This window comes from Brevundimonas sp. (assembly GCF_041648115.1).
Lineage (GTDB): Bacteria > Pseudomonadota > Alphaproteobacteria > Caulobacterales > Caulobacteraceae > Brevundimonas.
Map to the genome: position 1 here is coordinate 144,059 of NZ_JBAZPR010000008.1, position 21,497 is coordinate 165,555.

Sequence of the window (21,497 nt, forward strand, 5' to 3'; positions counted from 1 at the left end):
GAGAAGACAGCCTGGCTTCATAGCAGCAGAGAATTTAATCAGACGCGCCCGAACAGGCTTAACCAATCCCTACACGGACGGATCAGGAGCGCGGCAGCTGATAGGGGTTGTTGACGCTGATGGGCGAGCCGGGCGGCAGGCCCAGTTCCTCGAACGACCATTTCAGCTCGACGCCCTCGACCAGGTCCTGACGGCACTTGTCCTCGTCGATGCGACGCAGGGTGATGACGGCGGCGCCGCCCTGCAGGCTGACGATCGGGATCAGGTCTTCCTTCGCGGTGCAGCCGTTCGAGCTGACCCAGAAGACGGCCTCGTTCTTGGTGAAGGCGGCGGCGTGGATCGGCTCCAGCGCGCCGGGCATGCCCTGTGTCGAAACGGTCGGCTCGCTGGCGGTGGCGCAGGCGGCAAGACTCGCCGATGCGGCGGCGATCAAAGCCAAGCGTCCGATGATGGAGTCGCGCACAGACGACCTCCCCTGTCTCTCAAAGCCTGAACGGGCCGAGAATGCGCCTGTTCGCCCGTGGAGGGAACAGGGTAAAAACGAAAGGCCCCGGACGAATCCGAGGCCTTTCAAACTGAAATCCAGAAAGCGGCTCAAGCAGGCCGAAGGCCGATAGCCGCTCTGAAGAAAGCTCCGCTTACGAAGCGTAGTATTCGACGACCAGGTTCGGTTCCATCTTCACGGCGTACGGCACGTCCGACAGTTCCGGCACGCGGACATAGCGGACGGTGAACGAACGGTCCGACAGTTCCAGGTAATCCGGCACGTCACGTTCCGACGACTGCTGGGCTTCGATGACCAGAGCCATGTTGCGCGACTTTTCCTTCACCGAGACGACGTCTTCCGGCTTCACGCGGTAGGAGGCGATGTCGACCTTCTTGCCGTTGACCAGGACGTGGCCGTGGCTGACGAACTGACGGGCGGCCCAGACGGTCGGGACGAATTTGGCGCGATAGACGATGGCGTCCAGACGCGATTCCAGCAGGCCGATCAGGTTTTCCGAGGTGTTGCCCTTGCGACGCGCAGCTTCGTCGTAGGTCTTGGCGAACTGCTTCTCGGTGATGTTGCCGTAGTAGCCCTTCAGCTTCTGCTTGGCCTTCAGTTGCAGACCGAAGTCCGAAACCTTGGACTTGCGACGCTGACCGTGCTGGCCGGGACCGTAAGAACGCTTGTTGACCGGCGACTTGGCGCGGCCCCACAGGTTCTCACCCATGGCGCGGTCGATCTTGTATTTGGCGCTGTGGCGCTTGGACATTCTATTCTCTTTTCAACGATACGGCCCGGCATCCCCTCGATTGGGAATGCGATCTCAACGGCGGTCCACGCATCTTCCGTCATCAATCCGCGGCTCCGTCGAAACGGATCCGTGGAAGGCGGCGCTTATGGCCAGAGGGGCCGACGGAGTCAAGCCGGACGGGCCGTTAAACACGATGGAATGGAACGATCGACCGGTTCCACCCTTCATTCGATGCAACCGAACACTGCACGAGGACAAGGAGGAGTGGAATGCAGACTGAATCCAAAAGCTTTCAGACCGGCCTGTCCGATCAGGCGGTGGAAACCCTGAAAAAACAACTGGTCGATCTGGTCGAACCCCTGACCGATCATCAACTGCTGGACCTCGCCGACGGCATCCACGAGATGCTGCGCCAGCGCCGCGCGGTCAGGCAGCACCATGCCGAACGCATGAACGAGCGCGTTCGGCAGGGCGTGGACCTGAGGGTCTGATCTCTATTTAGCCGCCCTACTTGGCCGACTGAGCCTCCGAGATGAACATCGCCCGGCCCTCGCGGGTGGCGATCTTGCCCAGGCCCGGGAACGGGAAGTGATAGGCGTAGATGTGGGCGCCCGAGTTGCGCAGCGCCGTCACCTGGTCCAGCCGCGCCTTCTCGCCCGCCGCCTGATCGTCGTCATAGCCGACGTTCCAGTCAGGATGTTCCACCGACAGGATCCAGTGGTGCATCAGGTCGCCGGTGTAGAGCAGTTGGTTCTGGCCGTCGGCGATCAGATAGGCGACGTGGCCGGGCGTATGGCCGGCCGTGTCCTGGGATTGGACGCCCGGCGCGACCTCGCCGCCGGGTTCGAAGGCCTGGACCTTGGGCGTGATGATGCGCACCAGATCGCCAAGCTCAGGATTGGCGCGGATGGACGCCCATTCCGCCTGCGACATCCGGATCGCTGCACTGGGGAAGGCCAGGCCGCCGTTGCGGATCAGGCCGCCGACATGGTCCGGGTGGCCGTGCGAGATCAGCACGTCGGTGATCGAGGACGGATCGACGCCCGCCTTTTGCAGGCTGTCCATCAGTTGACCCTTGCCCTCGCCCAGGCCGGTGTCGAACAGCATCGTCCGGTCGCCGTTCCTGACCAGCAGCGGATGGATTTCCAGCATGATCGGATCGGCCGGCTGGCCGGCGGCGGTCAGGGGTGCGGCGACCGCCTGCCGGGTCAGGCCGACGCCGAACACCTTGTTGTCATTCGGTACGGGGTTTTCGCCGTCGAACAGGGCGATGGCGTCCAGCGCGCCGATCTTGAAGCGATAGACCGGCTTTTCCGCCGGTGCGGCGACCGTCTGCTGGGGCGTGGGCGGAGCGTGGTCGCCGGGCTTCTGCTCGCTCGCCGGCTGCTGGCACGCCGCCAAGGTCAGGCAGGCCAAGGCCGCCCCCGTCATCATGATCCGCATCGCTTCAATCTCCGTGTGCCAGAGCAGAATCGAAAACGCCCGCCGGAGGTTCCGGCGGGCGTCGTCATGTCTCGATCTTTGGCGCCTTATTTGGCGGCGGCGTACAGTTCGTTGACCTTGTTCCAGTTCACGACCGACCAGAACGACTTCAGATAGTCGGCGCGGCGGTTCTGGTATTTCAGGTAATAGGCGTGCTCCCAGACGTCGGCGCCCAGGATGACTTCGCCGCGCTCGTCCACGACATCCATCAGCGGATTGTCCTGGTTGGGGGTCGAGGTGATCTTCAGCTTGCCGTTCTGCACGATCAGCCAGGCCCAGCCCGAACCGAATTGCGCTGCGCCGGCGGCGTTGAAGTCTTCCTTGAACTTGTCCATCCCGCCGAGATCGCTTTCGATGGCGGCGGCGAGTTCGGCCGAGGGTTCGCCGGCTTGGTCCGCCGGGGCCAGCAGTTCCCAGAACAGGCTGTGGTTCCAGTGACCGCCGCCGTTGTTGCGGATGGCCTTGGGGGCGGTGGAGATGCTGGTGAAGATTTCTTCCAGCGACTTGCCCTGCAGACCGGCGTCGGCGTCGACGGCCTTGTTCAGGTTGTCGACATAGGTCTGGTGGTGCTTGTCGTGGTGGAAGGTCATCGTCTCCTTGTCGATGGCCGGCTCCAGCGCGTCATAGGCGTAGGGCAGCGGGGGCAGGGTGAAGGCCATGGGAGAGCTCCTTTTCCGACAGATCTTGATAGGCAGCACATAGGCGCCCGTTCGTGAAACCCAAGCGACAAGACCCGGATTCGTTCCGACTTATCGGCCCGGAACGGTCAAGCTGGCAAGTTCGCCTTCAGGCATTCGCGCACCGCGCGCTTCACGTCGCCCGGCGCATTGGGCTCGTCCACGCCCTCGGCCGCGAAGACGGCGCGCACGGCGGCGTCCAGACCTTTGGGCAGGGCCTCGATCACCTTCTTCTGGCCCTTGGCGTGCAGGCAATAGCCCACCTCGCGGCACAGGGCGGAAAACATCGGTTCGTAGAGATCGGGAGCGCTCATGGCGCCCCTCTATCACCGCCGGGCGATCAGCGACAGTCGGTCAAGCCTTCAACCGCCCGGCATGGAAGGCGACGTGGTCGGCGATGAAGCTGGCCATGAAGAAGTAGGAGTGGTCGTAGCCGGGCTGCATGCGCAGGGTGATCTTCTGGCCGGCGGCGTCTGCGGCGGCTTGCAGCAGTTCGGGCTTCAGCTGGTCGTTCAGGAAGCTGTCGGCGTCGCCCTGGTCGATCAGGATGTCGTCATAGACCCCGCGTGCGGCGCCGGCCGCGATCAACTTGGCGGCGTCGTGGCGGTCCCAGGCGGCGCGGTCATCACCGAGATAGGCGGTGAAGGCCTTTTCGCCCCAGGCGCACTGGGCCGGCGAGCAGATGGGGGCGAAGGCGGACACGGATCGGAACAGATCGGGATGGTTCAGCGCCAGGGTCAAGGCGCCGTGACCGCCCATCGAATGGCCGCTGATGGCGCGGATGCCCGTGGTCGGGAATTCGGCGTCGATCAGGGCGATCACTTCCTCGGTGACATAGGTCTCCATGCGGAAATGCGGCGCCCACGGCGCTTGCGTTGCATCGACATAGAAGCCAGCGCCCTGGCCCAGGTCATAGGCAGGATCGTCGGCGACGCCGTCTCCGCGCGGGCTGGTGTCGGGGGCGACGATGATGACGCCGTGTTCGGCGGCGGCCTGGTAGGCGCCGGCCTTTGTGGTGAAATTGTTCTCGGTGCAGGTCAGGCCCGACAGCCAGATCAGGACCGGGAAAGGCCCCTCGCCCGCCGGCGTGAAGACCGACAGGGTCATGGGCGTGCCAGTCGTTGTGCTGTCGTGCTTCAGATAGCGGAGGGTTCCGCCGTGGACGATGTGGGTCTTGGTGGTCTCGAAGGTCATGCGACGGTTTCCGACGAACTCAACAGGCGAACATCCATTCCCTCGACCTTGCCCAACTTCCGGGCCAGCTTGAGGTCGGCTGTAACGAGCGGGATACCCCGCCGCCGCGCCATCACGGCATACAGGCAGTCGGTCATCGAATGGTTCAGGTCGCAAGCCAGGGTGAAGGCTTCGGAGATCAGCCCCCGGTGATCCACCAGATCGACCACCTGCGGGATGATGGACAGGTTCTCTGTCGCCGACGACGACTGCAACTCGTCACGCACGACATAGCGGCGAAAGACATTCGCCACCTCGATCAGCATCAGGTCAGGCGCGACCGCCGGACCATGGGTCCGACGCGCCTCCATCGCCGCATCCGCCAACGGATCATCGACGAACCATTTGACGACGACGCTGGCGTCGAAGACCGCGCTCACCGATCACGGTCTTCGCGGATCAGAGCGGTGGAGTCGAGCGACGAGCCGCGAGTCTGCTCGCGGGATCGTCGGGAGGCGTTTTCAAAGCGAGCCTCGACGTCCATGGCCTCGCGAGCGGCCATATCCCTGAACTTCTGCTCCAGGGACATGTTCTCAGCCTTCGCCATCACCTTGAGGCGAGCGACGATGCCGTCATCCAGATCGCGAACGAGAACCTGAGCCATGAAGCGATGATAGCGCAATGCTATCATCGCGCCAAGTGCCTCACCCCACCCGGTGCATCGCGACGATCTTGTTGCCCGACGGATCGCGCAGATAGGCCAGGATCATCGGGCCGAACGGGCCTTGGCGCTCGCCGGGCGGATCCTCGATGGCGCGACCGCCGGCGGCGGCGCCGGCGTCGTGGAAGGCCTGGACCATTTCGGGCGTCTTGGCGGCGAAGCCGATGGTGCCGCCATTGGCGTGGCAGGCCGGATCGCCGTCGATCGGCGCGCCGACCGCGAAGGCGCCGCGCAGGGTCCGCCACCAGTAACGGCCCTTGGGATCCGGCCCCTGTCCCGGCTCGACGCCCAGGGCGCCGAGCGCCGCATCATAGAATTTGCGCGACGCCTCGATGTCGTTGGCGCCGACGGTGACGTGTGTGAACATGGTCAAACCTCCCGATCTTTGGATTCTGTTTCTATTACCGCAACATAATGCCACGACGAGTTCGTGGTCATCAGAGCAAAGCGATCAGCCATGTCATGCTGGTTTCTAGTGATTTCCAAGTGATGAGATCTGTCCCGAGCATTCTTCCGCAAAGAGGAATCGACAACTTCATCATCCGTCAGATGCCGCGCCTGAAGACGACGCAGAACCTCGACCATTTCGCTGTCCGACAACGATCCAACCGGCAACCGTCGCTCGTAAGTTACCTTTAGCCCATCGTATCCGATAATGCGCCAAAAGCGGGCCATGGTCAGAAGACAACCACGCTGCGGATGCTCTTGCCCTCGTGCATCAGGTCGAAGGCCTTGTTGATGTCTTCCAGGCCGAAGGTGTGGGTGATCATCGGGTCGATCTCGATCTTGCCGTCCATGTACCAGTCGACGATCCTGGGCGTGTCGGTGCGGCCGCGCGCGCCGCCGAAGGCCGAACCGCGCCAGACGCGGCCGGTTACCAGCTGGAACGGGCGGGTGGCGATCTCCTTGCCGGATTCGGCGACGCCGATGACGACGCTCTCGCCCCAGCCGCGGTGGCAGGCCTCAAGCGCCTGGCGCATGACGACCGTATTGCCGGTGCAGTCGAAGGTGTAGTCCGCGCCGCCGTCGGTCAGTTGAACCAGATGCGCCACGACGTCCGGCACGTCCTTCGGATTGACGAAGTGGGTCATGCCGAAGCGACGGCCCCATTCTTCCTTGTCAGGGTTGATGTCCACGCCGACGATCATGTCGGCGCCGACCATCTTCAGCCCCTGGATGACATTCAGGCCGATGCCGCCCAGTCCGAAGACCACGGCGTTGGCGCCCGGCTCGACCTTGGCCGTGTTGACCACCGCGCCGACGCCCGTCGTCACGCCGCAGCCGACATAGCAGGCCTTGTCGAAGGGCGCGTCCTTGCGGATCTTGGCAACCGCGATCTCGGGCAGGACGGTGAAGTTCGAGAAGGTCGAGCAGCCCATATAGTGGGCGATGGCCTGGCCCTTGTAGCTGAAGCGCGACGTGCCGTCGGGCATGACGCCCTTGCCCTGGGTCGAGCGGATCGAGGTGCACAGGTTGGTCTTGCGCGACAGGCACGACTTACACTGGCGGCATTCCGGCGTGTACAGCGGGATGACGTGATCGCCGACCGCGACCGAGGTCACGCCCGGCCCGACTTCCACCACGACGCCGGCGCCCTCGTGGCCCAGGATGCTCGGGAAGATGCCCTCTGAGTCCAGACCGTCCAGCGTATAGGCGTCGGTGTGGCAGATGCCGGTGGCCTTGATTTCGATCAACACCTCGCCGGCGCGCGGCCCTTCCAGATCGACCTCGACGATCTCCAACGGACGTTTGGCCTCGAAGGCGACGGCGGCGCGGGTTTTCATGGGGAGAGCTCCTTGGTTTGCGCCTGTTTCTCACGAGCGACGCCGAGAAGGCCAGCCCGTCCGCCGATGAAGGCTGCTGAAATTTTTTGAGTGCACTATCGTGCAGATTTTTGAGATTGGTTCGCAGACACCCTTCGATGTCACCAGCCTTAGGCTGCACCTACGTCACAGGCGGACGTAGGCTGACCAAGCAGTCGAGACGCGCTAATCAGGGTCATGACCCATCGCAACCTCGTCGTCCTGACCGGCGCCGGCATATCGGCCGAGAGCGGCGTGCCGACGTTTCGGGCGGATGACGGGCTGTGGTGCGGGCATCGGGTTCAGGATGTGGCGACGCCGGAGGGGTATGCGGCCGATCCGGCCCTGGTGCAGGACTTCTACAATCAGCGGCGGCTGCAGTTGGCGGATGTTCAGCCCAATGCGGCGCATCGGGCGCTGGCGGAACTGGCTGCGCGGTGGGAGGGGGATTTCCTGCTGGTGACGCAGAATGTCGACGATCTGCATGATCGGGCGCACGCGCAGACGCCGCCGGCTGACGGGTTCGAACTGATCCATATGCATGGCGAGTTGTTGAAGGCGCGCTGCACCCGGTCGGGCGTGGTGATGGACTGGACGGCGGACATGGCGGCGGATCAGGCCTCGCCGCATCATCCGCAGGGCCTCATGCGGCCGCACATCGTCTGGTTCGGGGAGATGCCGCTGGAGATGGAGCGGATCGAGCGGGCGCTGGAGGCCTGCGACCTGTTCGTCTCCATCGGCACGTCCGGGGCGGTCTATCCGGCGGCGGGGTTCGTCCAGGCGGCGCGGTATGCCGGGGCGCGGACGGTGGAGATCAATCTGGAACCGACGCAAGGGGCGCGCCTGTTCGACGAGGGCGTCTATGGGCCGGCGACGCAAGCCGTGCCGGGCTTCTTCGACGGGCTGTAGATACGAAAACGGCGACCGCTGCGAAGCGGCCGCCGTTCGGGTCTTTCGAAGTCGAGGCGGGTTAGGCCAGGACGACGATGGTCACGCGGCGGTTCTGCGAACGGCCTTCCGGCGTGTCATTCGAGGCCACCGGCTGTTCCTGACCATAGGAGATGGTCGCCATGCGGTTCAGGGCGACGCCCTGACGGTTCAGGAAGCGACGCACGGCCTCGGCGCGCTGCTCGCCCAGCTCGTCATTGTGCTGGGGCGTGCCGGTCGCGTCGGTATAGCCCTGGATTTCCAGATAGACGTTCTTGTTCTCGCCAGCCAGGCGCTGGGCGAACTGGGCCAGGCGTTGCTCGGCTTCCGGCGACAGGGCCGCCGCGTCGGTGGGGAATTTCACGGAATCGTCCGACAGCACGACCTGATAGAGGAACTTGCCCTCGGCCAACTTGTGCGCGTCGTTGGCGCGCTGGAGCGCCTGACCCGCCGTGCCTTCGACGCCGGTCACGCGGGTATCGACGACTTCCACCTGATCACGCACGAAACGATGACTGGCGCAGCCGCTGGCCGCAAAGCCGAGGGCGATGAGGGCGCCGCCGACGACCGCCGTCCTGAGTTTCGATCTGCTCAAGTTCTGTCTCCTTCTTGCCGGGAGCGCCACACCCGTTTTTGCGCAAGATGAAAATGGCGTAGGGCACAAGGCGGAGTAATGACGTGCTTTGGGCAGGATCATGTCAGCTTGACCATAAAAAGATGGGGTATTTCGCGTTATTCTTGCGCGGACATGGAACCGGGCGGCCAGATCAACCGTTGCGCCGCCGACGGTCGTGGCCGGAGGGCGGGCAGGCTGATCTATCGCTGATCTGAAACGCCGTCCGGTTGTATTCGGCTCAGCGCCACTTTCCTGACGCGACCGAATGTTTTCAACAGGGCCTGATGTTTTTTACAGGCGTTCTGTTCTGATGACCATGCGGCGCGGTGTTCAACTGTCATCACGGATAGGCGATTGAGCGCCGGACGGGCACCGCGCCGGGCACGACGCTGGACGCTGGCGGCGATGCCGATTCTGGTCGCTCATGCCGGGTTGGCCCTGCTGATGACCGCGCGCGCGGAGCCGGAGCCGGTCGTGTCCGAGCCGCCGCTGATGATGGTCGAACTGGTCGAACCGCCGCCCCCTCCTCCCCCGCCACCGGCTCGGGTCATCGCCCCCGATCCCTCGCCCAAACCGGATGCGCCAGCCGCTGCGGCCCAGGCGGCCGCGCCGCCCAAGCCCGCGCCCCAGCGTCGCCCGCCCGCCGTTGCGGCGGCGCGCCCGCGCCTGGTCGTGACCAAACGCCCGCCCGACGTCGAACCCCTGCCCGCCGTGCCTGCGCCGCCGGGACCGCCCCTGCCCCTGCTGGGCGCGGCCCAGATCGCCGGCGCCATGACGGCGGGCGCGGGACCGGGCGGCGGAGGGGGAACGGGCGTGGGCGGCGGCGGCGGATCGGGCGGGACCGGGTCCGGCCCAGGATCGGGCGGCGGCTCGTGCGACATGGTGCGCTGGGTCCAGGACGCGGTGCGCGACGACCAGGCGGTGCGCCGCGCCGTCATCGACGCCTCGCAGGACATGAGCGCCAACGGACGCGCCATCCTTGTCTGGAACGGCGACTGGCTGCAGAGCCGCAATCAGTCGGGCAAGGGCCTGGCCGGCGTGCGTCAGGCCATCGCCCTGGAAGTCGCCTTCGCCCCCGCCGAGTGCAAGAACCAGCGGATGACCGGCCTGGCCTTGCTGAAGCTGGAAGACCGCCCCGGCGGCGCGCAACTGGCGCTGGGCAAGGGCAGCTGGCGCTGGTCGGACCTGCTGGGGGCGGGTTAAGCGGCCCTCGGGCCGAACAGAATGATCCCCGCGCCGACCAGGCAGACCAGGCCGCCCAGCACGTCCCAGCGATCCGGCGTCGTCTTCTCGACCACGGCCATCCAAACGAGCGACGCGCAGATATAGACGCCGCCATAGGCCGCGAAGGCCCGGCCCGCCGCATCGCTGGGGACCAGGGTCAGGAGCCAGGCGAAGGCGATCAGGCAGACGACGCCCGGCGCCAGCCAAAGCGGCGAGCGATCCAGCTTCAGCCAGGCCCAGAAGGCGAAACAGCCCCCGATCTCCGCCAGCGCCGCCAACGGATAGATCAGCAGAAGCTTCATTGCTGTTCTCCTATCACTCGCCGCGCGGCGGCTCGTTGCTTGAGGAGGCCTTTGCCGCCCGTTCGGCCGCCAGTTTGGCCAGCACCCGACCGCGACCGCGCGACAGGGCGTGGATGGCGCCGCGCATGGTGGCGACCTCCTGCTCCGAGAAGGCGGCGCGGCCCAGCATGACGCGCAGGTTCTGGCTCATCGAACGTTTCTTCTCGGGTGGATAGAAGAAGCCGCCGTTTTCCAGCTCTTCCTCCAGATGTTCGTACATGCCGACCAGCAGGTCGTTCGACGCCGGCGGCTCGCTGTCGCGGAAGCGCGGCGGCGGGGCGTCCAGGATCAGGGTGCGCCACTCATAGGCGTTGATCGCCACGGCCTGGGCCAGGTTCAGCGAATGGTGCCGGGGATCGATGGGGATGGTGACGATGCCGGCGCACAGGGCGATGTCGGTCGTCTCCAGCCCCGCGCGCTCGCCGCCGAACAGCAGGCCGGTCTTCAGGCCGGACGCCGTGTCGTCATACAGGATGCGGCCGGCATCGCGCGGGGTGCGGACCGGCTGGCGCGTCTCGCGCGGGCGGGCGGTGGTGGCGAAGACGGTGCTCAGGTCGGCGACGGCGTCCGCCACGCTGTCGAACACCCGCACACCCTCCAGCACCCAGTCGGCGCCCGAGGCCATGGCCCAAGCCCGCTCCTGGGGCCAGCCGTCGCGGGGCGTGACCAGGCGCAGGTCCGTCAGGCCGAAATTGGCCATCACCCGCGCCACGGCGCCGATGTTCTCGGCCATCTGCGACTTGTCGAGGATGACGGCGGGGGGGGTGAGGCTCTCAGTCACAGCTTGGATGGCCCCTTGCCGGTGACTGCTGCGACCGCATCGAGCCAATCACCCATCATCGCGGGATCGGCCGAGATGCCATCTGGCGTCAAAGGCAATCCCCCGAGCAATCCGGCCAGATCATCTGAACTCCGTCCGCTTCGCTCCCAATACGTCTCAAGGAAATGCGCCATGCAAAGATAGCTGTCTCGTATCGAGAGTTCCGGCGCGCCCAATGTGTCGATCGCCATCAGTCCTCGCCCACCATGGCGATCCAGGGATCGGTGGTTCCGGCCTCGACCTCGGCGACCTTGACGGCGGGCCAGCCGATGGAGGCGCTGCTCGAAGCGGTCCAGGCGGTGACGATGAAGTCGCGCAGTTCGCCGGCGCCCGCCGCCAGACGTTCGTTGACGAAGGCCGCGCCGCGCGGATCGGCGTCGCGGAAGCCGCCCGCCTTTTCCAGTCGATAGAAGGGGATCACCGTGCCGAGCGTCGTGGTCAGATAGGAGACGGTGCGCGCCTTGACGTCGAAGCCGTCCAGATCAGCGGCCGGCATGGCGGCCTCGACCGCGTCCAGACGGGCGACGCGGTTGGTGAACTCACCCTCGAACAGGGCGTGGGTCTGGCGCGAATTGGTGAAGCCTTCCGGGTTCGGGAAGTCGCCCCAGCCGTTGTAGTGAATGCTGGTGTGATGCGGCTGTGAGCCGTCGCCGACATAGTGGCCCATCACGCCGATGTCGCGCAGGATCAGGGCCTCGCGGCGGATGCGGTCGGCGCGGTACCAGGCCTGGCGCTCCATGTTGGTCTCGCGCTTTTCGGCGGCGTTCAGCACGCGCCAATAGGCGAAGTCGCGGCCCAGCTGCTGCCAACCGTCGATCATGGCGTAGGGCAGATAGCCGGCGTCGTTGACGTCCAGACCGGCCTTGGTCAGGGCGGCGTCATATTCGGATTTCAGGCGCGGCAGGTCGGCGAGGCTCATGCCGCGCTGGTCGAACACCCGGCCCTGGTCGTCCATGTCGATGAAGTGGGCGGTGTCGCGCTCGCGGTCGTGCGGCTGGCCGGCGCCCTTCCAGCGGTCGGGCTCGCGCGCCAGTTCACCGACGTCGGCGATGGCCGCCGGAGTGCGCAGGAAGGCGGGCAGATCATCGGGCAGAGCCCGCATCGCCGCCACGCCGATCAGTCGGTGGCCGGTATTGCCCCAGGCCGTGACGGTGACGGCCGGCGCGGCGACCGCGATCAGGGCCAAGGCGGCGATGGCGAGACGTTTCATGAGGCGACCTCGGAAAGACGGGAAGGCCTCGCTCTAGCGCATCGCTACGCCCGCCTCCACCCGCCTCAGACGTCGGCGGGTTCGCGCCGGATGTCCGGGGCCGCCGGGCCCGCCTCGTCTTCGTTCAGCAGACGGCCTTCGCGCTTGGGCTTGATGTAGGGGGCTGGCTGCGGCGTCGGCATATTGCCGCGCATCAGCTGGCGGCCGGCCTTGGCGTCCCCGGTCAGTTGCAGGTCCAGACGCGCCTCGTCGCGACGGCGCACGTCGCCGATGGTCTCGGCCGCCTGCGTCTCGTCCAGGCCCAGTTCGACCAGGGCGCGCTCTCCGAACTTCAGGGCGGATTCGAAAGTCTCGCGGATCTGGTAATCGACCCCGGCCTGGATCAGGCGCATCGAATGGCCCCGGTCGAAGGCGCGGACCATGATCTTGGTGGTCGGGAACTCGGACTTGACCAGTTCGACGATGCGGTCGGCGGCCTCGGGCTTGTCCACGCAGACCAGAACAATCTCGGCCTGTTCTGCGCCGGACGCCCGCAACGTGGCGAGCTGGGCGCCGTCGCCGTAATAGACCTTGAACCCGAACTGAGCGGCGGCCTGGATCATCTCGACGTCGTTCTCGATGATGGACACGTCCACGTCACGCGCCAGCAGCGGCTGGGACACGACCTGGGCGAAGCGGCCGAAGCCGATGATCAGCACCTGGCCGCGCAGGTCCTTGGCGAAGTCCACGCCGTCCGCGTCCTCGGCCGACACCACCGGCTTGGGCAGAAGCCGCTCGGTCAGCAGGCTGGTCAACGGCGTCAGAGCCATCGACAGGATGACGATGGCCGACAGCATGGCCCCGACCTGGGCGTCGAACAGGCCCGCCGTGACGGCCGCCCCATAAAGGACGAAGGCGAACTCGCCCCCTTGCGCGAACAGGGCCGCGCGCTCGACCGCCTCGTGGTGGGAGGCCTTGAACAGGCGGGCGACGCCATAGATGCCCAGCGCCTTGACCACCATGAAGACGACCACGCCGCCGACCACGATGCGCCAGTCGGTGATAACGACCGACAGGTCCAGCGACATGCCGACGCTGAGGAAGAACAGGCCCAGAAGGATGGCGCGGAACGGCTCCACGTCCGATTCCAGCTGGTGACGGAAGGTCGATTCCGACAGCAGGACGCCGGCCAGGAAGGCGCCCATCGCCATCGACAGACCGCCCAGCGACATGGCCCAGGCGGCGCCGACCACGACCAGCAGGGCGGCGGCAGTCATCACCTCGCGCCCACCATAACGAGCCAGCAGGCGGAAGATGGGATCGACCAGATATTTGCCGGCCAGCAGAACGCCGCCGACCGCCGCGACTGCGAAACCGATGGTCTGCCACAGGGGCGGCGCCTGTTCGTTCGCCACGCCCAGCACGGTGGCCAGGACGGCGACGATGGCCAGAAGCGGGACGATGGCCAGGTCTTCCAGCAGCAGGATGGAGACCGCCCGCTGGCCCGGCCCGCCGGCGATCTCGCCGCGTTCTTCCAGCATCTGCATGATGACGGCGGTGGACGACAGGACGAAGCCCATGGCGCCGACGAAGGCGACCGGCGCCGAAAAGCCCGCCAGCATCGCCGTCAGCGTCAGGATCAAACCGCAGAACAGCACCTGGGCTGCGCCCAGGCCGAAGATTTCCTTGCGCAAGCCCCACAGGCGCTTGGGCCGCATCTCCAGTCCGATGATGAACAGGAAGATGACCACACCGAACTCGGCGACGTGCAGGATGGTTTCGGGCTCGCGAAACAGCTTCAGGCCGAAGGGACCGATGGCGAGGCCCGCCGCCAGATAGCCCAGCACCGACCCAAGGCCGATCCGCTTGAACACCGGCACGGCGAACACGCCCGCCGCCAGCAAGGCGGCCGCCGCACCCAGATCCAGTCCTGTCGCCGCCTCGGCCATCACATTCCCCTCAAGCTTGGCCCCTATTGTGGGGGGCGTCGCGCGCGATTGCGAGATGGAGCCGAAGACACGGTCGAAGATCGCCGTGCGATGAGCGCCGTGGACGCCACAGTTTCGCCCCAGGACGACCCGCGACTGGCGTCAAGAAAACAACCGGAGGAAGCCATGTCTCGTCTCGCCCGGATCGCCGCCTTGTCGGTGTTGAGCCTGTCGATCGCCGCGCCGCCGGCAGCCCTGCCGTCCATCGCCATGGCCAAGCCTTTGGATGGCGAGGCGACACAGGCGGCCTGTGGGCCGCTGGGCTTCGACCTGGGCCAGCCTGCGCCGGTCGCTGCGCCTCCGGTGCGGCGGGTCAGCCCGCCGACGCCGCCCGTGAACATCACGCCGACCCGGAAGGAAGACCGCATCCAATACGGCGCGCCGCCTCCGCCACCTCCCCCTCCTCCCCCTCCGTCGGCCCCGCCAGCGCCGATGCGGCCGGCCATCATCCAGGGTTCGTCCGCTGCGTCAGGCTCGGTGAATGAACTCGTCGTCACCGGCTCGCGGATCATGCCGGGCGGGGTCGCCCCTGCGCCCGCCGACACCGAACGCTATCCCGATGCGACGCCCAATCCGGTGAAGCGGACCAGCGATCAGCCGGTCTCGACCTTCTCCATCGACGTGGACACCGCCGCCTATTCGAACGTTCGGCGCTTTATCGACGAGGGGCGCGCCCCTCCGAGGGACGCCGTGCGGGTGGAGGAACTGATCAACGCCTTCGACTATGACTACGCCCGGCCGACCGCGCAGAGCCGGCCATTCGCCATCACCACGGCGGTCGCCGCCTCGCCTTGGGCGACCGGGCGTCAGATCGTTCACATCGGACTACAAGGTTACGAACTGCCGACCGGGGAACAACGGCCGCTGAACCTCACCTTCCTGGTCGATGTGTCGGGGTCGATGCGGTCGACGGACAAGCTGGACCTGGCCAAGAAGGCGATGAACCTGGCCATCGACCGGCTGAGGCCGCAGGACACCCTGTCCGTGACCTATTACGCCGAGGGCGCCGGCACGACGTTGCAGCCGACGCGCGGCGACGAGAAGCTGAAGATGCGCTGTGCGGTGGCCAGTCTGCGCGCCTCGGGCGGCACCGCCGGGGCGACCGGCATGACCAACGCCTATGACCAGGCCCAAGCCAGCTTCGCCCGCGACAAGGTCAACCGGATCCTGATGTTCACCGACGGCGACTTCAACGTCGGGGTGACCGACGACAAGCGGCTGGAGGACTATGTCGCCGACAAGCGCGGGACCGGCATCTATCTGTCGGTCTATGGCTTCGGGCGCGGCAACTATCAGGACGCTCGGATGCAGACCATCGCCCAGGCGGGCAATGGAGTCGCGGCCTATGTCGGAGATCTGCGCGATGCGCGCCGGCTGTTCGGCCCGGCCTTCGACAAGGGCGCCTTCCCCATCGCCGACGACGTCAAGATCCAGGTCGAGTTCAACCCCGCGCGCGTCGCCGAATGGCGGCTGATCGGATACGAGACCCGGCTGTTGAATGAAGAGGATTTCGCCAACGACCGCATCGATGCGGGCGAGGTCGGATCGGGCGCCAGCGTCACGGCCCTGTATGAGATCACCCCCGTCGGCGGCCCGACCCAGGTTCCCGAGCGCCGCTACCCCGACAATCGCATCGGCGTGGGCGGCGGCGATCCGAACGGCGAGATCGGCTTCGTCCAGGTGCGCTACAAACAGCCGGGCCAGAGCCGGTCGGAGTTGATCCAGCAGCCGCTGACGAATGCTGCGTCCGGCCGGGTCGGCGCCCAGCCGCCGGAAGCGACCCGCTGGGCCATCGCCGTCGCCGGCTTCGGGCAGAAGCTGCGGGGCGATCCGTGGATGGCGGCCGACTATGGCTGGAACCGGATCGTCGATCAGGCGCAGGGGGCCAGGGGCGAGGATCCCTATGGCGACCGGGCCGAGTTCGTTCAGCTGGTCCGGGCAGCCGAGGGCCTGCCGGCCCAACGGACGCCCTGATCGGAACCGCCACGCTCGCGGCGGGTTTCCAGCGCAACGCTTCAGCTCAAGGAAACCCGCCATGAAGATCCGCGACGTGATGACCAAGGACGTGCATCTGGCCCGTCCCGCCGACACCATCCAGGACGTGTCCAACCGCATGGCCAAGGGCGGGTTCGGCTTCGTGCCCGTAGCGGACGGCGACCAGTTGATCGGCACGATCACCGACCGCGACATCGTGGTGCGCGCCATCGCGACCGGCGCCGCCTCCAGCGCGGCGGTGGTGGAGTTCATCACCCGCGATCCGCAGACGGTGCTGGACACGGACGACCTGAAGGTCGTGCTGGATCTGATGGGCGCCAAACAGATCCGCCGCGCGCCGGTGGTGGACAAACACGGTCGCGTCGTCGGCGTGGTCTCGCTGGGCGATCTGTCGACGCGGGTGAAGGAAAAATACGCCGGAGAGACGCTGGAAAGCATCTCGCGTTAAGACCTGCGTAACCGCGCCCCGACACCGGGCGTCAAGGATCGTCGTTCATGCTGTTCTTCGAATCTCGGAGGATGGCATGGCGCGCGCGCAGTTCCAGAAGGGTCAGAAGGTCTGGGTCGAATGTGTCGGCGCCTGGGCCTTCGTCGAACAGGTCCAGCCCGTATGGGCCAAGGGTTTCGAGGAACCCGTACGTGTCACCTATGACGTCGGCCTGGGGCGCGAGTTCACCGCCAACGAACTGATGCTGGCGACGGACGATCCGTCGGCGGACGAGGGCGTCGGCGAGTGGCGGCTGCTGCGCGCGCGCAACAAGTGGCAACTGCCCGAGGACTGCCTGCACCACCCCCACCCCGGCACCTACCCCGTGGTGGTGACCGACCGCGCGGACTGGGGCGGCTGGCGCGTGCCGGGCGCCGAATACGACCGTGACCCGCAGCAGATCGAGCTTCAGGCCCGGTTGATCGCCGCCGCGCCCCAGTTGATGCAGATCGCACAGGCCCTGGTGGACATGGTGTCGGAGGCGCCCGACGACGCCCCGCCCGCTGTCCTGACCCTGGCCCGTCAGGCGCGCGATACGCTGCAAGGCGTGACACGGGTTCTGGAACCGGCGCCGGATCGCCTGCTGTCGCCGGTCGCGGCGGCTTAAAATACCGTTAAAAGCGCGCGCCGAGCCTCGACAGGAATCCGCGACGCAGCCTAGATTCCCCCCACAGCAGATTTGCCGGAGGGACGGGGCTTGCGCGACGAGGAGCGGCGGGAAAATCGGTCGGGGCGTCGCGCCTCTGACCGCGCCCCCGGCGCGCCTGCCTGGTTGCGCGTTTCCGTGCTTGCCCTGGCCCTGGTCGCGACCGGCTATGTGTTTCTGGCGTCACGCGAAATCACGCGACCGACGCGCGATGTCAGCCGGCTGGAAGCCGAGAACCTGACGCTGAACACGCAACTGGTCGCCAGCCAGACCGCCGTCCTGATCCAGTCCGCCGACGCCGGCCTCGCCGCCGGTCAGACCGAAATCCGCGCGGGTCGTGCGCCGATCGACGTGGTCGAAGCCGCGCGTCGCGTCGCGCCCCAGGTCGGGTTCTCGCTGATCGGCCCCGGCGAGACCGTTCAGGCGGCCGAGGGCGAAGGCGCTGTCGCGGCGGCCAGCGCCAACATCGACGGCCTGCGGCTGGAGGCGCGGATGGACCCGCCGCTGCCGGCGTCGGGCGAGGCGCGGATCGTGTCGGCGGGCGGGGTCGTGCTAGCCTCCAGACGCGCCGCCGAAATCGGACAGCCGATCCGGGCGTTGATCGGCGTGGACGCCGCCGCCCTGGCCGCCCAGACGACGCCGCGCAATGTGACCATCGACGGCGAAGGCCGGATCGCGACCGCCGCGCGCACGACGCCGGACGGGCCATATGTGGTGACCCTGTCCAAGGGGGCGACCTCGTCGTTCCTGGACGACCTGTGGCTGGTGACCGTGCCGCTGATGCTGGGGCTGGGCGTCGTCGGCCTGTTCGTCTTCTACGGTTTTCGCCGGACCCGTCAGCACCGCGAGCGGGTCGCCACCGAGAAGCGGTTCCGCATCGCGGTCGAGGCCGCGCGTTGCGGCGTGTGGGAATGGGATCTGAAGAAGGACGAGGTCTCCCTGTCCGACTTCATGGCCGTGCTGCTGGGTTTCGAGCGCGGCGGCGTCAGTTCGGCCGAGGCCGTGATCGCCCGCGTCCATCCGCGATTCCAGGAAGATTTCCGCCACGCCCTGCGCCAGGCCGCGGCCTATGGCGCGTTCGAGATCACCTTTCCCGTTCCGGGCGCCGACGGGCGTGCGCGCTGGATCGACGCGCGGGGCCAGGCGCGTGGACCGCGTGGCGATGCGGGCTTTTCGGCCATCCTGGGCGTCGCGCTGGACATCACCGAGGCCCGCCGCGCCAAGGCCGCCGCCCAGGCCGCCGAGAGCCGGCTGCGTGACGGGGTCGAGAGCATTTCCGACGCCTTCGTCCTGTTCGACCGCCAGGGGCGGCTGATCCTGTGGAACCAGGCGTTCGAGGACGCCTTCGGCTTCGAGCACGGGGTGGTGCGGCGCGGCGCCCTGAAGGACGAGTTGAACCGGATCGCGGCCCTGGCGATCAAGGCCGAGCACCGTCCCGCCGGCGGGCGCGCGGGCCTGCGCGAGGTCGAACTGCACGACGGGCGCTGGCTGCAGTTGTCCGAACGGTTCACCTCGGAAGGGGGCTCGGTCGTCACCGCCGCCGACATCACCGCCATCAAACGCCAGGAGGCCGAGCGCCGCCGCGCCGCCGACGACCTGCGGGCCACCGTCGACCAGCTGGAAGCCAGCCGTGAGACGCTGGCGCTGCTGGCCCGCAAATACGAAGTCGCCATGACCCGCGCCGAGGCCGCCAACCAGGCCAAGTCCGAGTTCCTGGCGAACATGAGCCACGAGCTGCGCACGCCGCTGAACGCCATCAACGGCTTCTCCGAGATCATGGCCAGCGAGCTGTTCGGGCCGCTGAACGAGAAGTACAAGGGCTATGCCGGCGACATCCTGAAGTCGGGCCAGCACCTGCTCAGCCTGATCAACGACGTGCTGGACATGGCCAAGATCGAGGCCGGCAAGATGACCCTGCACTATGAGCCGGTGTCGCTGCGCGAGGTGTGCGAGGACGCCGTGCGCCTGATGCGCGGCAAGGTTCAGGACGCGGGGCTGAAGATCGCCGTCGAGGGCGGCGACCTGCCCGACATCGAGGCCGACTATCGCGGGGTCAAACAGGTGCTGCTGAACCTGATCTCCAACGCCGTGAAGTTCACGCCCGAGGGCGGGTCCATCGTCGTGTCGCTGAAAGGCTTCACCGGCCCGGCGGGCGAGGACCGCATCCGCGTCGCCTGCGCCGACACCGGCATCGGCATCGCCCCCGAAGACCTGGTGCGCCTGGCCCGCCCGTTCGAACAGGTCGAGGGCCAGCATTCCAAGACCACCCAGGGCACCGGCTTGGGCCTGGCCCTGACCAAGTCCCTGATCGAGATGCACGGCGGTAAGCTGACGATGGAAAGCGAGCCGGGCCTCGGCACGGTGGTCAGCTTCGACCTGCCGGTGAAACGGCCGGACCAGACAGTGCAGCCGATCCGGGCGGCGTTCGCGGCTTAGGGTTTGGTGGTCAGGGCAGGCCGCGCGGACGATCGCTTGTCACGGGCGACGCAACCGGCGTTCGGACAGGTGAACTTTGGCGTCACAACCCCGATTTGCGAAATGGCCGTTGGTTGGATTCCCGCAAAGGTCCAGCTAGTGCTTGCAGATCCTCACCAGAAACCGACTTGGCAACACGCATGGACCGGCTCGAACTCCTAAAAAACCTGTCGTTCGGATCCCAGGTTGCGGAAGACGAGATCGCGAGCCTCGGTTCGTACTTCGTCAAGACGGATCAGTGGAACCGGATTCTCAAGGGCGATATTGACATCGTTCGGGGCGAAAAAGGTGCCGGCAAAAGCGCGCTGTATCTGCTCCTCAACCAGAACCACGCAGAACTGCGAACGCGCGGAGTCTTGACCCTTAATGGCGAGAACCCCCGGGGAGCCACTGTTTTCAAGGATTTGGTGGCTGATCCTCCTGCAGCGGAGAACGAGTTTGTCGTTCTTTGGAAGCTCTACATCCTGACCTTGATTTGCCATCGCTTGAGGTCGGAGCAGATCGCGCCGGCTAAACTGGCAAAGATATTCGGGCAGCTCGAAGAGGCTGGTTTGATGGAGAGCGAGTTGAATCTCGCAAGCCTACTTCGCTCTGCCCAGAAATTTGCTCGCCGCCTGCTCACTATCGAGAGCTACGAGAGCGGCATTCAAGTCGATCCGGCGACGCTTCTCCCGACCGGGCTCACGGGCAAAATCACCCTTTCAGAACCGACGGCAAGCGCGAGGGAGTTGGGTGCCCAGTCAGTCGACGGAATGTTTCAAGCAGTTGAAAATGTGCTCGTTAGCGAAGGGCTCTCAATCTGGGTTCTGCTGGATCGCTTGGACGTGGCGTTCGCTGAGAGCCATGAGTTGGAGGCAAACGCGCTCCGAGCGCTCATCAAGGTCTACGGCGACCTCCGGGCGCTGGATCATATCGATCTCAAGGTCTTTATCCGAGAAGACATCTGGAAACGGATCACCGATAGCGGCCTGCGAGAGGCCAGCCATATTACAAAGTTCACGGTGCTGGACTGGAATTCTGCCTCGTTGCTCAACCTAGTTTTGCGTCGCCTTTTGAATAATGATTCGCTAGTCAACGCTTTCAACATTAACGCAGATGAGATATTAGCCGATACGTCGAAACAGGAAGCATTATTCGCGCGCTTCTACCCTGAAAAAGTTGAGCAAGGCCCTAAGACTCCGACGACTTTCAACTGGATGGTTGGGCGGCGCGCTGATTCGACTGGCAAAACTGCCCCTCGTGAACTTATCCAGCTTCTGAACAGCGTGAAAGATGAGGAAATTCGTCGGCTTGAGAAAGGCGGCCACCCTCCCGCGCCAGATCAGTTGTTTGATCGCTCAGTCTTTAAGCTCGCGCTACCGATTGTGTCGGACACGCGCCTTCGGACTTACCTCTATGCCGAGTACCCCAAACACAAACCGTTCCTTGAGCAGCTAGAGGGACAGAGAACGGAGCAGACCCCGGAAAGCCTCGCGGAAATCTGGAGTGTGACGCGTCCCGAAGCAATTCAAGAAGCCATCAAGCTGGTTGAGCTTGGCTTCTTCGAGGCACGTGGCACCAAGCACGAGCCTACCTTCTGGGTGCCATTCCTATACCGCGACGCTCTGCGACTAGTTCAGGGCAAGGCTGAATAGGCCAGCTGCGCTTTATTTGCGGCGTGCGGTTAAGCGATCTTGCAGTGCCGAAGCGTGGATTT

25 protein-coding genes are annotated in these 21,497 nt (G+C 65.9%); 8 read left to right on the forward strand and 17 right to left on the reverse strand.

What is annotated here, in order from left to right; translation table 11 throughout:
• Nucleotides 1–82: 82 nt before the first annotated feature.
• Together WC597_RS09180 and rpsD are read right to left on the reverse strand one after the other, a co-directional pair.
• On the reverse strand, nt 83–463 hold the full coding sequence (locus WC597_RS09180) for a hypothetical protein (RefSeq protein ID WP_372693046.1): 381 nt from the start codon (nt 461–463) through the stop codon (nt 83–85).
• A 175-nt stretch (nt 464–638) separates the two neighbouring features.
• Nucleotides 639–1,256: a 30S ribosomal protein S4 gene (gene rpsD / locus WC597_RS09185; protein WP_372693047.1), complete on the reverse strand. Its 618-nt coding sequence runs from the start codon at nt 1,254–1,256 to the stop codon at nt 639–641.
• Nucleotides 1,257–1,507: 251 nt separating this feature from the next.
• On the opposite strand from rpsD, the gene WC597_RS09190 reads away from it, so the two are divergent.
• Nucleotides 1,508–1,729 (forward strand): hypothetical protein, encoded by a 222-nt coding sequence (locus WC597_RS09190; protein WP_159849368.1) that lies wholly within the window; start codon nt 1,508–1,510, stop codon nt 1,727–1,729.
• Nucleotides 1,730–1,745: 16 nt separating this feature from the next.
• On the opposite strand, the gene WC597_RS09195 is transcribed toward WC597_RS09190, so the two are convergent.
• From WC597_RS09195 to WC597_RS09235, 9 genes are all read right to left on the reverse strand, one after another.
• On the reverse strand, nt 1,746–2,681 hold the full coding sequence (locus tag WC597_RS09195) for an MBL fold metallo-hydrolase (RefSeq protein ID WP_372693048.1): 936 nt from the start codon (nt 2,679–2,681) through the stop codon (nt 1,746–1,748).
• A gap of 86 nt (nt 2,682–2,767) precedes the next feature.
• Nucleotides 2,768–3,379: a superoxide dismutase gene (locus tag WC597_RS09200; protein WP_372693049.1), complete on the reverse strand. Its 612-nt coding sequence runs from the start codon at nt 3,377–3,379 to the stop codon at nt 2,768–2,770.
• A gap of 107 nt (nt 3,380–3,486) precedes the next feature.
• Nucleotides 3,487–3,711 carry a hypothetical protein gene (locus tag WC597_RS09205; RefSeq protein WP_372693050.1) on the reverse strand — a complete coding sequence of 75 codons (225 nt, stop codon included), beginning with the start codon at nt 3,709–3,711 and terminating at the stop codon, nt 3,487–3,489.
• Nucleotides 3,712–3,751: 40 nt separating this feature from the next.
• The gene (gene fghA / locus WC597_RS09210) at nt 3,752–4,591 is read right to left on the reverse strand and encodes an S-formylglutathione hydrolase (protein ID WP_372693051.1); all 840 of its coding nucleotides are present in this window, start codon (nt 4,589–4,591) and stop codon (nt 3,752–3,754) included.
• Complete coding sequence (locus tag WC597_RS09215; RefSeq protein ID WP_372693052.1) at nt 4,588–5,010, reverse strand: type II toxin-antitoxin system VapC family toxin; 423 nt, start codon at nt 5,008–5,010, stop codon at nt 4,588–4,590. Before WC597_RS09215 ends, fghA begins: the two co-directional genes overlap by 4 nt.
• Entirely contained in the window at nt 5,007–5,261 is a 255-nt protein-coding gene (locus WC597_RS09220; RefSeq protein WP_372693053.1) for a hypothetical protein, read from the reverse strand. Before WC597_RS09220 ends, WC597_RS09215 begins: the two co-directional genes overlap by 4 nt.
• A 13-nt stretch (nt 5,262–5,274) precedes the next feature.
• Entirely contained in the window at nt 5,275–5,658 is a 384-nt protein-coding gene (locus WC597_RS09225) for a VOC family protein (protein ID WP_372693054.1), read from the reverse strand.
• Nucleotides 5,659–5,660: 2 nt separating this feature from the next.
• The gene (locus WC597_RS09230) at nt 5,661–5,876 is read right to left on the reverse strand and encodes a hypothetical protein (RefSeq protein ID WP_372693055.1); all 216 of its coding nucleotides are present in this window, start codon (nt 5,874–5,876) and stop codon (nt 5,661–5,663) included.
• A 92-nt stretch (nt 5,877–5,968) separates the two neighbouring features.
• Nucleotides 5,969–7,075 carry an S-(hydroxymethyl)glutathione dehydrogenase/class III alcohol dehydrogenase gene (locus tag WC597_RS09235; protein ID WP_372693056.1) on the reverse strand — a complete coding sequence of 369 codons (1,107 nt, stop codon included), beginning with the start codon at nt 7,073–7,075 and terminating at the stop codon, nt 5,969–5,971.
• 216 nt (nt 7,076–7,291) lie between these two features.
• Between WC597_RS09235 and WC597_RS09240 the strand changes: the two genes are divergently transcribed.
• Complete coding sequence (locus tag WC597_RS09240) at nt 7,292–8,002, forward strand: NAD-dependent deacylase (protein WP_372693057.1); 711 nt, start codon at nt 7,292–7,294, stop codon at nt 8,000–8,002.
• 61 nt (nt 8,003–8,063) lie between these two features.
• Here the strand turns inward: WC597_RS09240 and WC597_RS09245 are convergent, their stop codons facing one another.
• On the reverse strand, nt 8,064–8,615 hold the full coding sequence (locus WC597_RS09245) for an OmpA family protein (protein WP_159849344.1): 552 nt from the start codon (nt 8,613–8,615) through the stop codon (nt 8,064–8,066).
• A gap of 426 nt (nt 8,616–9,041) precedes the next feature.
• Here WC597_RS09245 and WC597_RS09250 point away from each other — a divergent pair, with 426 nt between their 5' ends.
• Complete coding sequence (locus tag WC597_RS09250) at nt 9,042–9,839, forward strand: hypothetical protein (RefSeq protein WP_372693058.1); 798 nt, start codon at nt 9,042–9,044, stop codon at nt 9,837–9,839.
• On the opposite strand, the gene WC597_RS09255 is transcribed toward WC597_RS09250, so the two are convergent.
• From WC597_RS09255 to WC597_RS09275, 5 genes are all read right to left on the reverse strand, one after another.
• Nucleotides 9,836–10,162: a YnfA family protein gene (locus WC597_RS09255; RefSeq protein ID WP_372693059.1), complete on the reverse strand. Its 327-nt coding sequence runs from the start codon at nt 10,160–10,162 to the stop codon at nt 9,836–9,838. The genes WC597_RS09250 and WC597_RS09255 overlap by 4 nt on opposite strands.
• Nucleotides 10,163–10,175: 13 nt before the next feature.
• Nucleotides 10,176–10,982 carry an RNA methyltransferase gene (locus WC597_RS09260; protein ID WP_372693060.1) on the reverse strand — a complete coding sequence of 269 codons (807 nt, stop codon included), beginning with the start codon at nt 10,980–10,982 and terminating at the stop codon, nt 10,176–10,178.
• A complete protein-coding gene (locus WC597_RS09265; protein ID WP_372693061.1) occupies nt 10,979–11,212 on the reverse strand; it encodes a hypothetical protein in 234 nt (77 codons plus the stop codon). The genes WC597_RS09260 and WC597_RS09265 overlap by 4 nt, the downstream gene beginning before the upstream one ends.
• The gene (locus WC597_RS09270) at nt 11,212–12,231 is read right to left on the reverse strand and encodes a S1/P1 Nuclease (protein ID WP_372693062.1); all 1,020 of its coding nucleotides are present in this window, start codon (nt 12,229–12,231) and stop codon (nt 11,212–11,214) included. Before WC597_RS09270 ends, WC597_RS09265 begins: the two co-directional genes overlap by 1 nt.
• 65 nt (nt 12,232–12,296) lie before the next feature.
• Nucleotides 12,297–14,159: a monovalent cation:proton antiporter-2 (CPA2) family protein gene (locus tag WC597_RS09275; RefSeq protein ID WP_372693063.1), complete on the reverse strand. Its 1,863-nt coding sequence runs from the start codon at nt 14,157–14,159 to the stop codon at nt 12,297–12,299.
• A 165-nt stretch (nt 14,160–14,324) separates the two neighbouring features.
• Between WC597_RS09275 and WC597_RS09280 the strand changes: the two genes are divergently transcribed.
• The 5 genes from WC597_RS09280 (at nt 14,325) to WC597_RS09300 (ending at nt 21,435) form a co-directional block, all read left to right on the forward strand.
• On the forward strand, nt 14,325–16,172 hold the full coding sequence (locus WC597_RS09280) for a von Willebrand factor type A domain-containing protein (RefSeq protein WP_372693064.1): 1,848 nt from the start codon (nt 14,325–14,327) through the stop codon (nt 16,170–16,172).
• A gap of 61 nt (nt 16,173–16,233) precedes the next feature.
• Nucleotides 16,234–16,641 carry a CBS domain-containing protein gene (locus WC597_RS09285; protein WP_372693065.1) on the forward strand — a complete coding sequence of 136 codons (408 nt, stop codon included), beginning with the start codon at nt 16,234–16,236 and terminating at the stop codon, nt 16,639–16,641.
• Between the two features lie 76 nt (nt 16,642–16,717).
• Nucleotides 16,718–17,287 (forward strand): hypothetical protein, encoded by a 570-nt coding sequence (locus WC597_RS09290; protein ID WP_372693066.1) that lies wholly within the window; start codon nt 16,718–16,720, stop codon nt 17,285–17,287.
• Between the two features lie 90 nt (nt 17,288–17,377).
• Nucleotides 17,378–19,762: an ATP-binding protein gene (locus tag WC597_RS09295; RefSeq protein WP_372693067.1), complete on the forward strand. Its 2,385-nt coding sequence runs from the start codon at nt 17,378–17,380 to the stop codon at nt 19,760–19,762.
• A gap of 179 nt (nt 19,763–19,941) precedes the next feature.
• Nucleotides 19,942–21,435 carry a P-loop ATPase, Sll1717 family gene (locus WC597_RS09300; protein ID WP_372693068.1) on the forward strand — a complete coding sequence of 498 codons (1,494 nt, stop codon included), beginning with the start codon at nt 19,942–19,944 and terminating at the stop codon, nt 21,433–21,435.
• The last annotated feature ends 62 nt before the right edge of the window (nt 21,436–21,497 follow it).